The following is a 16,190-nucleotide window of genomic DNA, read 5'->3' as shown; positions in this document are numbered from 1 at the left end:
AAACAAAGTTTCTTGCCAACTGCTTTCCGTTTATTTTTCCTTAGAAAGGAGGTGATCCAGCCGCAGGTTCTCCTACGGCTACCTTGTTACGACTTCACCCTAATCATTTGTCCTACCTTAGACGGCTAGCTCCCCGAAGGGTTACCCCACCGGCTTTGGGTATTACAAACTCTCATGGTGTGACGGGCGGTGTGTACAAGGCCCGAGAACGTATTCACCGTGGCATGCTGATCCACGATTACTAGCGATTCCAACTTCATACAGGCGAGTTGCAGCCTGCAATCCGAACTGAGAATGGTTTTTAGAGTTCTGCTTGCCCTCACGAGTTCGCTTCTCGTTGTACCATCCATTGTAGCACGTGTGTAGCCCAGGTCATAAGGGGCATGATGATTTGACGTCGTCCCCACCTTCCTCCGGTTTGTCACCGGCAGTCTCACTAGAGTGCCCAACTTAATGCTGGCAACTAGTAACAAGGGTTGCGCTCGTTGCGGGACTTAACCCAACATCTCACGACACGAGCTGACGACAACCATGCACCACCTGTCTTCCTGTCCCCGAAGGGAACCCTGTATCTCTACAGCTTTCAGGAGATGTCAAGACCTGGTAAGGTTCTTCGCGTTGCTTCGAATTAAACCACATGCTCCACCGCTTGTGCGGGCCCCCGTCAATTCCTTTGAGTTTCAACCTTGCGGTCGTACTCCCCAGGCGGAGTGCTTAATGCGTTAGCTGCAGCACTGAGAGGCGGAAACCTCCCAACACTTAGCACTCATCGTTTACGGCATGGACTACCAGGGTATCTAATCCTGTTCGCTACCCATGCTTTCGAGCCTCAGCGTCAGTTACAGACCAGAGAGCCGCCTTCGCCACTGGTGTTCTTCCATATATCTACGCATTTCACCGCTACACATGGAGTTCCACTCTCCTCTTCTGCACTCAAGTTTGACAGTTTCCGATGCACTTCCTCAGTTAAGCTGAGGGCTTTCACATTCAGACTTTTCAAACCGCCTGCGCTCCCTTTACGCCCAATAAATCCGGACAACGCTTGCCACCTACGTATTACCGCGGCTGCTGGCACGTAGTTAGCCGTGACTTTCTGGTTGAATACCGTCACTACTTGAGCAGTTACTCTCAAGCACGTTCTTCTTCAACAACAGGATTTTACGATCCGAAAACCTTCTTCATCCACGCGGCGTTGCTCCATCAGACTTTCGTCCATTGTGGAAGATTCCCTACTGCTGCCTCCCGTAGGAGTTTGGGCCGTGTCTCAGTCCCAATGTGGCCGATTACCCTCTCAGGTCGGCTACGTATCATCGCCTTGGTGGGCCTTTACCTCACCAACTAGCTAATACGCCGCAGGTCCATCCTTTAGTGACAGCCGAAACCGTCTTTCATTCCTTAATCATGTGATTAAGCACTTTATGCGGTATTAGCAACTGTTTCCAATTGTTATCCCCCGCTAAAGGGCAGGTTACCTACGTGTTACTCACCCATCCGCCGCTCGCGTCCATATCTTCCTACCCGAAGGTATTCCGTTACTTCTGCTCGCTCGACTTGCATGTATTAGGCACGCCGCCAGCGTTCGTCCTGAGCCAGGATCAAACTCTCATTTTTTGTTAGTTTGTTGACTCAGACTTAGAACTCTAACGTTCTTTGTCTTCTTTATTACTTTTAAATTGACAGGTTCTTTTTCAAGAACCCAGCACTTGGCTTTTAAAGAAACTTTGTTCAGTTTTCAAAGATCTACTTAACTTTTTGTTGATTACCACTTGATTAAGCGGCTTATTTAGTTTATCATCTTATCATGAGCTTGTCAACTGTTTTTTTTATTTGCTTAACAGTGACGCGCATGACTCATTGACAACAGAAAATATATTATCAACTTTTTTACCCTTTTGCAACCCCTTTTTGACATTTTTTGCAAATTCCTTGGATATTTAATTCGATTTTTTCTATTTCAAACCCTGAATCCTTGATTAACCGCCGTTTTAAAGATTCATAATCATGATAATTAATATCGTAAACTTGCCCACAAATTCGGCAAATTGCATGAAAATGTTCTTGGTGATAATAATCAAAATGAATTGACCTATCATCATAGGTCAATTCATTAATTGGAGTTATTTTAGACAAAAACTTGAGATTATTATAGACAGTAGCAATACTAACATTGGAAGTGACCTCATCTTTGAGATCGTTATAAACCATTTCCGCTGTAGGATGATTTTGATGGGTCATCATATATTTCAAAATAAGCAATCTCTGTTCAGTCATCCTTACTTTGTGTTGCCTTAGGTCTTGAACTTGTTCCTGAAATTCTTCTTCAAATTGATCAGTATCCAAACTTAGCCACTCCTTTCTTAATTAGCTAGCTCTGGAGCGTCTGTGTGATAGAGATTCATTAATGATTTATTATTATTCTTATATTCCAAGCTAGACTTATCTTTTTTATTCTGAGCCTTTAATTTCTTTAAGGATTTCTTTTTAGAATAATTAAAATCTTTTTTATTTACTTTGTCAAACCCCTTTGGTGTGTAGAACCTCAGCAGATCACCAGTAATAATCTTATCCGACAATGATAATTCAGTTGCTACTTTATTAGACATAGCATCAACACGACTTTTTTGTTCTGGGGTCAAGTCTTTTGCCGCTTTACCATTCTTAGTATAGTAGTAAGCACCGTTGACCTTTGTAAATTCTGGGGATACAAAGTCTCCGTTCCGAAAGGCAACTAATTGTGGATGTTTATTCGACAATAAATCAGAACCAAATTGAATATTATTACGATTATTAACACCCAATAAATTCAAAATTGTTGGTAATGCATCGATTTCACCACCGTACGTGTGATTAACTCCACCTTGCAAACCATTCATATGAATCATAAATGGTACCCGTTGAAATTGGGCATTATCAAAATCGTTAAATTTGTCCTTACCCAATAACTTAGCAACAGCCTTCTTATGATTACCTGAAATACCGTAGTGATCTCCATAAAAGACTACCATACTATTTTTATCTAAGCCTGTAGCTTTCAACCAATTCATAAATTCACCAATTGATTGATCTAAATAATGTGCTGTTTGTACATAACCATCAACAGTTTTATCACCGGTATTAGTTTTAGAAATGGTCTGATTCTTTTTATCTAACAAATACGGATAGTGGTTCGTAACGGTAATCACTTTAGCATAAAAAGGTTGCGGCAACTGTTGGATATAACTAGCAGTATCCTTCATAAAGATCTTATCTTTCATGCCATAACCAACATTATAATTTTTCTTTTGCTTATAGTAATTGGAGCTAAAGAAATAGTTATACCCCCAGGATTTATAAGTGTTATCGCGATTCCAAAAACTAGGTACATCGCCATGAAAAGATGCGGTTGTATAACCATGCTGATCTAAAATAGCTGGCGCAGCTTGAAAGGTATTCGATGTACCGTCAGTTACCATCGCTGCCCCTTCAGGCAAGCCAAATAAAGAATTTTCCATCATCATTTCGGCATCTGCAGTCTTACCTTGTCCTACTTGATTAAAGAAGTTATCAAAACTCAAGGTATTACTTTCATGATAAATCTTATTCAAATTAGGAGTAACTTCTTGATTATCCCATTTAAAATCTAATAAAAATTGTTGGAAACTTTCCAAATGAATCACAAAAACATTTTTACCCTTAGCTACTCCGGTATATTGCACATTCGGAGCAACATAATTGTTACTCATATAGTTCTTAACTGTCTTCATATCAGAACTATCAGCACTAGCTTTGACTGCGCTAGTTTTCGCAGCTTTGACTGTATCATAAACCGAATAAGCATTTAAGCCTAAATATTTCACAATATAATTATTATCAAACGTCCGGGTTAATAAGCCTGAACGATCCTGTTGCGCCAAAGTTAAGTTAATCCCAAAGCTAACAATGGCAATCCCTGTAATTGTCAAAGGGATTTTCGTAGTTAACTTTTGAATATCTATTTTCACAACTTTAAAAGCTAACAAAATAATTAATACTAAAACATCTGCAAAAGCTAAAAAGTCAGTTGGTCTAATAATTCCTACAATGCTGGTACCCAGATTATTCGAAACAGAACTAGAACCCTTAATTAACGTCAAAGTTAAAAAATCCGAAAATTCTCGATAATATAAAATATTAGCAAAGAGCCAAGTTGACGTAATTAGATCAATAATCATCATGTAAATGTATGATTTACGCCCCTTCAAATAAAGCGCAATTCCTAATAATAAAATGGTTGTTGGAATAGGATTTAAGAATAACAAAAACGCCTGCATGCTCGTCTTGATTCCTAAATTAAACTTATTCAAACAAATCAAATAAGTTTTAATCCAACACAAAACTACCGCTAAAGTAAAAAAGCCTAGCTTAGTGTTGAAAGTTTTTGCTAATTTTTTTCCGAAGTTCTTCATTCTGAAATCTTTCCTCCACGTACCGAATACTGAGTACGTTCATTAATTGGTTTAAATGCAATGGCAATAATTCCTAAAAACATGCCTAGATAATAAGTTATAAAGCGCCAAATAAACATGCCTAAAACCAGTTGACTTGGCAAGCTAATGTACTGTGAGAATAAAGTGCGAAAACTATATTCAGCGCCACCTGTACCACCCGGAATAGGAAAAATGGATGTGATCATGACAATCATTACTTGTGTAATTAAAACGTTAATGATATTAACATGTTGAACGTGTAAAGCCAACAAAGTGAAATAAACCACTAAATAATAAAAAATTAATTGAATAAAAGTCAAAACAGCTGCTTTACAAACTTTTCGCCGTTCTTTTTTTAAAATTAAACTTTCTTGGTAAAAATTGTCAATTTTATTAAGCACCTTAGTTGTCCAATACTGTACTTTGGTTGTATTAACAAACAAACCGACAAATTTCATGATTAATAATGTTACTTGGCGCGTAAAACGATAATAAAACATAATCATTAATAATACACCAATTGTCACAACGTGTAACAAAAAACCACAAACAATCAAGATAGCTAATCCGGCAAAATGGTGCGCAATTTGGTCAAATTGAAAAAGCATTGCAATGATAAAGTTAATTAAAACAATCGTTTGATATATAACAAATTTCATTAATAGGACTGAACTGCCACGGCCTACCTCGACCCCTGATTGAACTAAAGAAACGATTTGTGCGGGTTGTCCCCCCGAAGAAAAAGGTGTAATCGCGTTAAATAAAGCTTGGATCCAAGGAATTCTTAAAATATTCCACCAATGATGTAACTCATCATCACGATTCTGCAACAAAACTTTTAAAACTAAAGCCTCAAAAAAGAACGAACAAAACATTGATCCAAAAGCGATCAGTAGCCACCACCAATTGATAGTGGTTGCTTGATGCAACAATGATTGCAAGTTAGTTTTATGAATTTCAAAAGCAAAGATTCCCCCGCCAATCGCGAGCATTACTAACATTGCTCCAAAATTTTTACGATTCATTAATCGTTCCTCATCTGTTGAAATTGGTTTAAATAAAAATCATGCCAAATTCGGCTCAAATGTTCTTGTGAATAATAATGAGCAGCACTAATCGCTTTTTGTGCTAAAGTCGCTAATTGTTCTGGATCATGTTGCAATTCTCGTAAAGCTTGATTCATGGCTGCATAGTCCTGAGCTGGACGATATTTATCAGCAATAATTGCTTGGTAAAGTTCCAAATCACGCAACATTACTGGTGTGCCTGTATTAAAGGCTTCTAGCACCGACATTGGGAACAATTCATCATACGAAGGTAATAAAAATAAATCAGCCGCATTTAAATATTCATTTAATTGCGTACGCGGAATAATATCTGTAAAAGTTAAATTTTTTGGTGCTTGGCGAATCATCTGTTTATAACGGTCATAGCCGTCAGTAATTGCGCCAAACGAAAAACCACCGGCCCAAATAAATTGGACATCAGGATTTTCCACCGCTAAGCGATAAAAATCATCAATACCTTTACGTTTTTGCACTTGACCATCGCCAAAAACCATGAAATCAGTTGGAGCCAAACCCAATTGAGCCCGAACTTGATTCCGTTTTTTGTCAGAAAACCGGTAAAATTCCATGTTCGAGACAAAATTTGGAATATACGTCACTTTTTGTGGGTCAATCCCATGTTGTGCTAACTTAGGAATAAAACTCGGATTAACCACAATCAAATGATCCATGCGTTGATAGAATGAAATAATATATTTGCTAACTAGCCCTTGCGCCATTTTAGGAATTCGCAAACTACCTTGTAGTGTTTCTGGCAAAAAATGAACATAGCCAATTTTTCGGCCGCGATTTTTCATAAAAGTAGAAGCATAAAACTGCGGATCAACGGTATGATAGTGACTAATATCGCTGGTGTGGACAAAGTCATTGACATTTATTTGAAAATCTTGACTTAAAGAAGTGTTTAATAATTGCATCAACTCAGTATAAGCACTGCCAACTCCTTGACCTGCTACTTTTTGTGATGACGAAAACATCGTGATTTTAATCATCGTAATATTGACCGTCCTTTAATGGCTCATTAGCTAATTTTTTACGTAAAAAATATTTATAAGCATCTTGATAAAAGTTTAAGACTTGATCACCAAATAAATCGGCTGAAATTTCATGTAATTTTTTCTTTCGTGGTTCCGGATCATCAAAAGCTCTTGGATGATCCAAGTATTGTAACACTAAATTAGCGAACTGTTTGGGATCTTCATAAGTGACTCCAAGTGCTGGATCATCAAGTAAATTATCAGTGTAAGGACTCGAACGCACCACACACTTTAAACCAGAAGCTAATGCCTCAATAAATGTTAAGCCCTGTGATTCCGTATCACTAGCGGAAACAAACAAATCTGCCATTTGATAATATGGCGCCACGTGATCATGATCAACTTCACCAGTAAATAAAACGTGTTGTTGTAAATTTAACTGTTGAACCTGTTGAACTAAATCAGCCTTATCGGGGCCACCACCAACAATGACTAAAATTAGTTCGGGATAATATTTAATTAATTGTGGTAACTGTTGAATTAATAATTCAATCTTTTTTTCATTGGCAATACGACTGAGCGTCAATAAAATAGGATGCCGATCAGTTAGTTGCCAACGTTGTAACAACGGTTGTGGGTCAAGTTGCTGGGTAAAAGCCGACAAATCAACTCCGGTTGGAATAATTTGCATCGGTGTTTTAATACCGTAACCGCGTAAAGTATCATAAACTCGTTGACTAGGCGCAATCACACCAGACATTCCGGAAATAAATAACTTGGACATTTGCTTAACGTGTGCTGGCTTTAATAAATGACCATTCAAAACATAGTGCAAGTAATCTTCATACATCGTGTGATACGTGTGCACACACGGAATTTTTAAGCTATGCGCAACAAACTTACCAATCAGTCCCAGTGAAAATTCCGTTTGCGTATGCACAATATCTAAATCTAATTCTTTTGCCAATTTTAATGCATGAAACATTCCACGATACGCAATACGCCGATCGGTAAACGAAATAAACGGAATACTGCCTAAACGAAAAATATTAGGTTCCACAGTATTTTTAGCAACATGCGGATCAGAGGTTGTAAAAATATAAACTGTATCTCCCTTACGTTCTAAGTCATTCTTTAAAGTTTGAATAGACGTTGCTACACCACTAACTTGGGGGAAATAAGTATCCGTAAATATCCCAATATTCATTATTTCATACTCCCTTAAATCAGGTTGATATGCCTAATTATAACAAAATAAGTCGCCAAAACATATTATCGTAATAAAAAAAGCAGTTTTTCAACTGCTTTAGGAAAGCAACTTTTTAAATTGCCGATTTTTCCACAAAATGGAAAACAAAATATATCCAATCAATACTGCAATAAACTCACCAATAAAAATATATACTATCGTTAAAAATAATGGTGCCTTCGTCATAATGTTGAGTTCCAACCCCACAATCACACCGTTAACAATGCCAGCAATCACGGGGACCCAATAGCCTTTGTGAAGATGAATTATTAATAAGAAAGTTAGTAACGACGCAAAAGTTCCGACAAAAATATCCACCGCCGCCGTCGGGCTAAATAAATTAGTAATAAAACAGCCTAAGGTTAAGCCGGGAATAAACTTTTTATTGTAAAAAGGTAACATGACTAAAACTTCTGAGATGCGTAGTTGAATATTGCCGTAGGCTAAAGAATTTAAAGGTGGGGTAATGGTCAATACCACATAGATTGCTGCCATTAGCGCATTTAAAATCCAATCATGAGTTGAAAACTCTGCAAAATATTTTTTCAAAATAAATCCTCCATCATCTTTGTTTAAAGACAGGTTTTCCTGGAGTTCTCCAAACTGTCTCAAATTTTTTTATAACAAATCACGCTCTTGTAACTTATTATCAATTAACTGTAAAACTTTTTTGCGATCCTCTTCATTTTCAACAAAGTCATATTGATCACAACTAATCTTCATTTTAGGACTATAATGATAATCCTCGTACCACCGATCATAGCGTCCTAACAAATTATGATAATAATCAATTAGTGAAGGGTCATTTTCAGGTTGTTCATAAGAACGCCCCCGCTTTTTAATATGCTCCAACATTTTCTCATAAGAAACATCCAAATGTACTAATAAATCAGGCGCTTTTTTATGAGCAGCATATGGCAACTCTTCCATCATATTATCTAATAATTCATCATAAACTTGCACTTCTTGTTTAGTAGCTCGTCCCATATCGGCATTGATATGGAAGAATAAAGAGTCTTCATAAATTGAACGGTCTAAAACATTGTTATCATCAGACAAAGCTCGCTTAATAGAAGCAAAACGCTTGTTTAAAAAATAAATTTGTAATAAAAATGCATACTTTTTAGGATCATCATAAAACAAGGGTAAGACGGGATTATCATCAACTTGTTCATAAAAAGCTTGTGTTCCTAAATGCTCTGAAACAAGCGTTGCTAGGCTACTTTTACCTGCCCCAATCATACCACTTAAAACTATCATCATGTTTGCCCTCCTTAAAAAATCCTTATCTATAATAGCACATACCCCACACATATTGTAGCTCAACTTTGGGTTACTACTAAATCTAGTAGTTGTCAACAATTAACTAATCTCTATGAGAGCAATAAAAAAGCTAGACTCCGTAAATTACTATTTTAGTTTTCACGGAGTCTAGCCTGTTTAATCAATCAAAATAATTTAAGCATCCAATCCCATTTCTTTTTGAACAACACTCGCAATTTGGTTGCCAAAACGTTGGGCATCTTCTCTAGTAGCAGCTTCAATCATTACCCGGAGTAAAGCTTCAGTTCCACTAGGGCGAACTAAAACTCGGCCATCACCATTCATTTCCTTTTCAACTGTATCAATGGCCTCTTGAATGGCAGGATAATTTTGCCAATCATTTTTATTTTGCACTTTCACATTAATTAATACTTGTGGATAAGTTTTTACTGGCGCTGCTAGTTGCGACAATTGTTGACCAGTTTGTTTAACAACGTTTAACAACTGAATACCGGTTAACATCCCATCACCCGTGTTATGCAAATCAAAAATGATCACATGACCTGATTGTTCGCCACCTAAGTTATAGCCATTCTGAACCATTTCAGCAGCCACATGGCGATCACCAACATCCGTTTGAACGGACTTCATACCGTTCGCTTCAATAGCTTTGTATAAGCCCAAATTACTCATCACTGTAGTAACAATAGTATCCTTTTTCAAACGACCGTGGGCTTTAAAATAGTTGCCCAGAATAAACATAATTTTATCACCGTCAACAATATTCCCCTTTTCATCAACAGCAATACAGCGGTCACCGTCACCATCAAAAGCTAATCCGACTTGCGCCCCCTGCTTAACCACTTCTCGCGCTAATTTTTCCGGATGCGTAGAACCAACACCATTATTAATATTAACCCCATCAGGATTAGTAGCAATCGTGGTAAAATCAACGTTCAAATCTGCAAATAACTTGCTGACTAATTGACTAGTTGAACCGTTAGCACCATCTAACACCACTTTTACTCCTGATAAATCATCAGAAATACTCTGCCGTAAGAACTCTAAGTATTTCAAAGAGCCTTCCTTATAGTCCTCCAAAGTACCAATGCCTTCAGCTGAAGGCCGCGGCAAAGAATCTTCTGGTTGATCCAAGAAGTGTTCAATCTCTTCTTCAGTAGCATCCTTGAGCTTATAACCATCTGGACCAAAAAATTTGATACCATTATCGCTGGCTGGGTTATGTGACGCCGAGATCATAATGCCGGCATCAGCTCCTTGGACTTTAACTAAGTAAGCCACTGCTGGAGTCGTAATCACTCCTAAATTTAAAACTTCAATCCCGACTGATAATAATCCGGAAATTAATGCTGTTTCTAACATTTGTCCCGATTTACGAGTATCACGTGCCACCAAAACTACTGCTCGATCTTCGTCACTATCTTTTTGTTGGGACAATACAAAACCACCAGCACGTCCCAAGCGAAAAGCTAGCTCCGGTGTTAATTCTTTATTCGCAATACCGCGGACACCATCAGTACCAAAATATTTAACCATTTTTATCCTCTTATTCTAATTATTTATTGAAGCTGGATTAACTGTTGAAGATTGATCATCACCAGTTTTTAAATAGACCTTAATAGTTCGTGGACTCGAATCTATAATATCAGATTTTACTTGATTAATTGTAATAACTTTTGATTTTTTAGTTCCCATCTTAGAAACGTCGATTGGAATTTCTAATTCATTAAGATTATCCAATACCGTTTTCTTAGCATAAACGCGTACTGCAGCGACATCCGAAGTGATATGATAATTTTTATTTTCGGGTAGATTTTTTGGTACAAATTTTAAGTTTACTTTTTTACTCGGTAAACTGACGGGAACTTTAACCCGGGTAGTCTGTGGAGTTAACAGGACTGATAACGTGCGCCCTTGAGCATCTAACGCTTGCAATAAAACTTCTTGATGAAAATCGGTTGATGTACCATGAGGTAACTTAGCATGGGCCACCACTTGACTAATTCGCTGAACTTCACTGCGCGCACCAACGACTTGAACCACCTGCGGATCCACACTAGCATCGCCACCGATATAACCCGGAGCAATTTGCTTCGCATTATATTTAGCTTGAATCGGAAATACTTGTTGAGCCTTCGGCTCAATATCAACTTCGACATAATGCGGCTTGATAGAGTATTTTAGATCGCGATTTAAACCACTTTGATGAATTAAAACACGATGATGACCCACACTTAAATTGTGCAGATTAATATACACCGTAAAATTATGTGTGTTCTTGGTCGCCGTAACTAGGGCTGAGGGGCCCTCCAATTTGACGCGTACTTGTTTAGGATAACCAGTAATAAAATAATTTTCCGCATCGGAATTTACCTGTAATTTCATATTAAAGGTAACAGTTTTGTTAGCATTAACCACATTGCCAGCAGTTACCCCATTTCGGGTACTGCCAATACTAGGTAAGGAGACGCTCCAGTACAGCCATAAGGCTACCAAAAAGGATAATAACAAATAAAAATATTTAGAATCAATGAATTTGCGCCACTTTTTCATTAGTTATTTCCTTTCTGGAAATGTGCCAAAAATTTCTTAAAAATTGAATTGGATTGTGGCGTTGTGGGAGCTAATTGGGCCCGTAAATAGTTCAAGTAATCATCCCGGCTAAGATCTAACATCATATGGTTTTTATGCGTAATCATCACCCCACCAGTTTCCTCCGAAACCACAATCGTCAAAGCATCAGTTACTTCACTAATCCCCACGGCCGCTCGGTGCCTAGTGCCTAATTTTTTCGGAATGGCATTACTTTCCGACAACGGCAAATACGCCGCAGCAACTTCAATTTTATTTTGATTGATGATAACTGCACCATCATGTAAAGGCGTATTAGGAATAAAAATATTAATTAATAACTCGCCGGTCACATCAGCGTCAAGTTTGATTCCGGTCTCTACATATTCTTCTAAGCCAGTATTCATTTTTAACGTAATTAAAGCCCCAATTCGGCGTTTGGACATATACTGAATTGCTTTATCCAAGGCATCAATTAAATTGTTACTTAAATCTTTTTGTTCGTCACGCATGGAAAAAAACAATGGCGAACGGCCCAATTTTTCTAAGCCGCGACGAATCTCTGGAGTAAAAATAATGATAACTGCTATGACTGACCAATTAAAAATTTGATCTGTCAAATAGGCAATCGTCCGTAAATTAAAGAACCAACTGACTAGTTTAATGATCAAAATGATAAATAGTCCCTTTAATAGCTGAATGGCCTTAGTGCCCCGAATCATCATTAATAATTTATAAACTAAAAACCACACAAATAAAATATCAATAACATTTGTTAAAGAATTTAACGTAAAAAGATGGCTTAACCAATTTTGCACGCTTACTTTCACCTCTGATCTTCACCGATAATCCGCACTTCAGTTTCTAAAGCAACACCAAATTTTTCTTGCACAGTGGCTTGAATTAATTTAATTAACGCCAAATAATCACTGGCAGTCGCTGTTCCCAAATTAATAATAAAGCCCGCATGTTTCTGTGAAACCTGCGCACCACCAATAATCTTCCCTTGTAAACCCGCCTTAATAATTAAGGGACCGGTAAAGTAACCCTCTGGACGTTTAAAAACACTCCCACAAGACGGATATTCTAGTGGCTGCTTAGCCCGCCTTAAAGCATTTAATTCGTCCATTTTAGCTTGAATTTTATGTGCATCGCCAGGTACTAACGTAAACGTCACAGCTATCACAATGCCGTGATTGTCCTGTACCACACTATGGCGATAAGCAAAATTTAAATCTTGTTTTTTAATAGTTACTAATTGACCCGTAGGTAAAATTTCTTGAATCTGTGTAATTACTGTACTAACTTCACCACCATAAGCTCCGGCGTTCATAAAAGCGGCTCCGCCGACACTGCCCGGAATACCCGCGGCAAATTCTAAGCCACTTAACCCCGCTTGACTCGCAGCTTTAGTTACTTCAATTAAACTGGCTCCCGCTTGAGCGGTGATTTGCTGCTCGTGCACTGCAATTTGGTTTAATTTAGTTAAGATAATGACTAAACCTTTAATACCACCATCTTTAATAATTAAATTACTGGAATTACCTAAAGCCGTTATCGGCAATTGTTTTTCTCGCGCAAAGTCAGTCAATAATTGTAATTCCGCCAAAGTTTGTGGAAAAGCAACATAATCGCCCGGACCACCGGTTTTAGTAAATGTATAGTTACTCAGGGAATCAGCAACTTTAATTTCCACTGGTAATGCTAATAATTGTTTTTTTAATTGTAGATCATCTAAAAATTGATTTCTTACTTTGTCTTGCATGATCAATCTCCTAACTAACTGTTTTCCCTAATAACACCATTATAGTATATAATGAATTTTAAAAATAAGTTTGTAATTGTGAGGTTTTTCCATGGATTTTGTGGCAATGGATTTTGAAACGGCCAATAATCAAGCTGATAGTGCTTGTTCTTTAGCGCTCGCTTTAATTGAAAACAATCAAATTATCGATACTTTTTATACATTGATCAATCCCCAGGCACCCTTTAATCGGCGTAATATTGCGATTCATCACATTCGCCCACAAGATGTCCAAACAGCACCGACCTTTGAGCAAGTCTGGTCGCACATTAAAGTATTATTTAATCAGCAGCATTTAATCACGGCGCATAATGCTGCCTTTGATACCCGCGTTTTAAAAAACTGCTTACAAAAGTATCAAATCACTCCGCCATGTTATCACGTAATTGATACCCTCAAAACTTCTCGTAAATTTTTTCCCGATTTACCAAATCATCGTTTAAATACCGTTTGTGAAGCCTTAGGAATTGATTTAGAACATCACCATCATGCCTTAGATGATACATTAGCTTGTGCTGAGATTTTATTACAAACACAAGCACAATTTGGAGCTGACGCATTACAAGATTTAATTCAATTAAAAGATTAATAAAAAATCTCTGTCAAATATTTTTATTCAACAGAGATTTTTTAGTTAATTAATTGTCGCAAGTTTTTGTACCAGCGTTTGGTAACGCGTACCTTGTGGTTGAAATTGCAATTTTCTGGTTACTTCATCCATCCGCTCAATATTAATCCGCAAATAATTCGGTGGCAATTGTTCTTTGATGAACTGTGACCACTCTACAATTACGATCCCCGAACCATCAAAGTACTCCTGCAAACCTAAATCATCAGCCGAGGCATTTTCCAAGCGGTACATATCCATATGATACAACGGATATTTAGCTTGCGGATACTCGCGAATCAACGTAAAAGTCGGACTTTTAACTGGGCGCTTAATCCCTAGCCCTTGGGCAATTCCTTGTGTAAAAGTCGTTTTGCCAGCTCCCAGATCGCCATCTAAGAGCAATAAATCACCAGGTAATAAAAGTTGCGCTAATTGACAACCATACTGGATCGTTTCGGATGCACTATAAGTTATTTTTTCCATTATTTGATTATAATGCTTGGGCGGCCGTAATGATAGCTAATTTATATACGTCTTCAACATTGGCTCCCCGAGATAAGTCAGAAATCGGTTTATTTAAACCTTGCAAAATCGGTCCAATAGCTTCAAAGCCACCAAACCGTTGGGCAATTTTGTAACCAATGTTACCTGATTGTAGTTCTGGAAAGACAAAGACGTTTGCCTGACCAGCAACTTTAGAACCAGGAGCTTTTTGCGCAGCAACTGAAGGCACAATAGCTGCATCTAACTGCAATTCACCATCAATAGGAACATCGGGTGCTTGTGCTTGAGCCAATTTAGTTGCTTGAGCAACCTTAGTTACTTCATCACTCTTCGCTGAACCTTTAGTTGAAAAACTCAATAACGCAACTTTAGGATCAATGTCAAATAGTTTGGCAGTTTTAGCTGAAGTAACCGCAATTTCGGCTAACTCTTCTGCACTTGGATTGATGTTAATTGCACAGTCAGCAAACAAATAACGTTGCTGCTCTTTTTGAACAATAAAGGCCCCACTAGTCCGCGTTAAACCTGGTTTAACTTTGATAATTTGCAAAGCTGGGCGCACCGTATCACCAGTTGGATGAATTGCTCCAGAGACCATGCCATCTACTTGATCTAAGTAAACTAACATAGTACCAAAATAATTAGGATCGCGTAACATTTGTTGTGCTTGTTCAGCAGTATTCTTACCTTTACGCCGATCGACAAAAGCTGTGACCATTTCATCAAATTGATCATAATCTTGCGGATTTAAAATCTTAATTCCTGAAATATCTAAGACTAATTCGTTCGCCTTCGCTTGAACTTGAGTAGGGTCACCTAAAAAAACCGGTTCTAATAATTGATCTTGTCGTAATTGCACAGCAGCTTTTAAAATTCGTTCATCAGTAGCTTCTGGAAAAACAATCTTCTTATTTTGACCACTAATCTTTTGCTTCAACGATTCAAATAATTCCATGATTCAATCCTCCTAATTTTCTGTGACTGTTTGTGGTAATTGCCAATTAATTGGCGTTTCACCATACTTTTTTAAAGCTTCATTGGTTCTAGAAAATGGTCGTGAGCCAAAAAAACCATAATTAGCGGAAAAAGGGCTGGGATGAGTTGAACTAATAATGGTATTTTTATTAGTATCAATTAAGTTCATCTTTGATTTAGCAGCCTTTCCCCATAAAATAAAGACGACACCACCTTTTTGCGAGAGCGCTTTTATTGCCTGGTCAGTTAATTGTTCCCATCCCTTACCTTGATGGGAATAAGCCTGGCCACGGCGAACCGTCAAAACAGAATTCAACAACAAAACGCCCTGATCAGCCCACGATTTTAAATAACCATGTTGTACTGGTGGATAACCTAAATCAGCTTGCAATTCTTTATAAATATTTTGTAAAGATGGCGGTACTTTGTTTCCCGGCAAAACCGAAAAACTCAGTCCGTGAGCTTGATTTGGCTCATGATAGGGATCTTGACCTAAAATAACCACTTTAGTTTGTTTAAATGAGGTCCAATCAAAAGCTTGAAAAATATTATACATATCTGGATACACAGTTTGCTCTTGATACTCACGTTTTAAAAATTGGTGTAAGCGTCGATAGTAATCTTTTTCAAACTCCGGTTCTAGAATTTGTTGCCAATCATTTTTTATTAATTGCTTCAACTTCACACCACCTATTATGGTAAAA

15 protein-coding genes and 1 rRNA gene are annotated in these 16,190 nt (G+C 37.7%); 1 reads left to right on the top strand and 15 read right to left on the bottom strand.

Features of this window, described 5'->3' with window-relative positions; translation table 11 throughout:
• Window positions 1–44: 44 nt before the first annotated feature.
• The 12 genes from AC3B6B_RS09015 to murB all read right to left on the bottom strand — a co-directional run bounded on the left by AC3B6B_RS09015 (window position 45) and on the right by murB (window position 13,358).
• Window positions 45–1,611 (bottom strand): 16S ribosomal RNA (locus tag AC3B6B_RS09015).
• A 273-nt stretch (window positions 1,612–1,884) separates the two neighbouring features.
• Window positions 1,885–2,340, bottom strand: a complete 456-nt coding sequence (locus tag AC3B6B_RS09010) for a Fur family transcriptional regulator (protein WP_489758315.1) — start codon at window positions 2,338–2,340, stop codon at window positions 1,885–1,887.
• 17 nt (window positions 2,341–2,357) lie between these two features.
• Window positions 2,358–4,424, bottom strand: a complete 2,067-nt coding sequence (locus AC3B6B_RS09005; RefSeq protein WP_489758314.1) for an LTA synthase family protein — start codon at window positions 4,422–4,424, stop codon at window positions 2,358–2,360.
• Window positions 4,421–5,470, bottom strand: coding sequence for a lysylphosphatidylglycerol synthase transmembrane domain-containing protein (locus tag AC3B6B_RS09000; protein WP_489758313.1), 1,050 nt, complete (start codon window positions 5,468–5,470; stop codon window positions 4,421–4,423). Before AC3B6B_RS09000 ends, AC3B6B_RS09005 begins: the two co-directional genes overlap by 4 nt.
• The gene (locus AC3B6B_RS08995) at window positions 5,470–6,504 is read right to left on the bottom strand and encodes a glycosyltransferase family 4 protein (RefSeq protein WP_489758312.1); all 1,035 of its coding nucleotides are present in this window, start codon (window positions 6,502–6,504) and stop codon (window positions 5,470–5,472) included. Before AC3B6B_RS08995 ends, AC3B6B_RS09000 begins: the two co-directional genes overlap by 1 nt.
• A complete protein-coding gene (locus AC3B6B_RS08990) occupies window positions 6,497–7,696 on the bottom strand; it encodes a glycosyltransferase family 4 protein (RefSeq protein WP_489758311.1) in 1,200 nt (399 codons plus the stop codon). Before AC3B6B_RS08990 ends, AC3B6B_RS08995 begins: the two co-directional genes overlap by 8 nt.
• Window positions 7,697–7,795: 99 nt before the next feature.
• The gene (locus tag AC3B6B_RS08985; protein ID WP_489758310.1) at window positions 7,796–8,287 is read right to left on the bottom strand and encodes a QueT transporter family protein; all 492 of its coding nucleotides are present in this window, start codon (window positions 8,285–8,287) and stop codon (window positions 7,796–7,798) included.
• A 69-nt stretch (window positions 8,288–8,356) separates the two neighbouring features.
• Window positions 8,357–8,998: a deoxynucleoside kinase gene (locus AC3B6B_RS08980; protein WP_489758320.1), complete on the bottom strand. Its 642-nt coding sequence runs from the start codon at window positions 8,996–8,998 to the stop codon at window positions 8,357–8,359.
• A 198-nt stretch (window positions 8,999–9,196) separates the two neighbouring features.
• Window positions 9,197–10,558 (bottom strand): phosphoglucosamine mutase, encoded by a 1,362-nt coding sequence (glmM, locus tag AC3B6B_RS08975; RefSeq protein WP_489758309.1) that lies wholly within the window; start codon window positions 10,556–10,558, stop codon window positions 9,197–9,199.
• Between the two features lie 15 nt (window positions 10,559–10,573).
• Window positions 10,574–11,575 carry a CdaR family protein gene (locus tag AC3B6B_RS08970; protein ID WP_489758308.1) on the bottom strand — a complete coding sequence of 334 codons (1,002 nt, stop codon included), beginning with the start codon at window positions 11,573–11,575 and terminating at the stop codon, window positions 10,574–10,576.
• On the bottom strand, window positions 11,575–12,411 hold the full coding sequence (gene cdaA / locus AC3B6B_RS08965; protein ID WP_489758307.1) for a diadenylate cyclase CdaA: 837 nt from the start codon (window positions 12,409–12,411) through the stop codon (window positions 11,575–11,577). The genes AC3B6B_RS08970 and cdaA overlap by 1 nt, the downstream gene beginning before the upstream one ends.
• An 8-nt stretch (window positions 12,412–12,419) precedes the next feature.
• The gene (gene murB / locus AC3B6B_RS08960) at window positions 12,420–13,358 is read right to left on the bottom strand and encodes a UDP-N-acetylmuramate dehydrogenase (RefSeq protein ID WP_489758306.1); all 939 of its coding nucleotides are present in this window, start codon (window positions 13,356–13,358) and stop codon (window positions 12,420–12,422) included.
• 91 nt (window positions 13,359–13,449) lie between these two features.
• Here murB and AC3B6B_RS08955 point away from each other — a divergent pair, with 91 nt between their 5' ends.
• A complete protein-coding gene (locus AC3B6B_RS08955) occupies window positions 13,450–13,986 on the top strand; it encodes a 3'-5' exonuclease (RefSeq protein WP_489758305.1) in 537 nt (178 codons plus the stop codon).
• Window positions 13,987–14,031: 45 nt separating this feature from the next.
• Here the strand turns inward: AC3B6B_RS08955 and tsaE are convergent, their stop codons facing one another.
• From tsaE to AC3B6B_RS08940, 3 genes are read right to left on the bottom strand one after another with little or no spacing between them, the layout of a single operon-like run.
• On the bottom strand, window positions 14,032–14,490 hold the full coding sequence (tsaE, locus tag AC3B6B_RS08950) for a tRNA (adenosine(37)-N6)-threonylcarbamoyltransferase complex ATPase subunit type 1 TsaE (RefSeq protein ID WP_489758304.1): 459 nt from the start codon (window positions 14,488–14,490) through the stop codon (window positions 14,032–14,034).
• A gap of 7 nt (window positions 14,491–14,497) precedes the next feature.
• Window positions 14,498–15,466 carry a phosphate acetyltransferase gene (pta, locus tag AC3B6B_RS08945; protein ID WP_489758303.1) on the bottom strand — a complete coding sequence of 323 codons (969 nt, stop codon included), beginning with the start codon at window positions 15,464–15,466 and terminating at the stop codon, window positions 14,498–14,500.
• Window positions 15,467–15,478: 12 nt separating this feature from the next.
• Complete coding sequence (locus AC3B6B_RS08940; protein WP_489758302.1) at window positions 15,479–16,165, bottom strand: uracil-DNA glycosylase; 687 nt, start codon at window positions 16,163–16,165, stop codon at window positions 15,479–15,481.
• Window positions 16,166–16,190 lie beyond the last annotated feature (25 nt).

The organism is Bombilactobacillus sp. ESL1197 (genome assembly GCF_058107145.1).
This window is presented reverse-complemented; position numbering and strand designations above follow the sequence as displayed.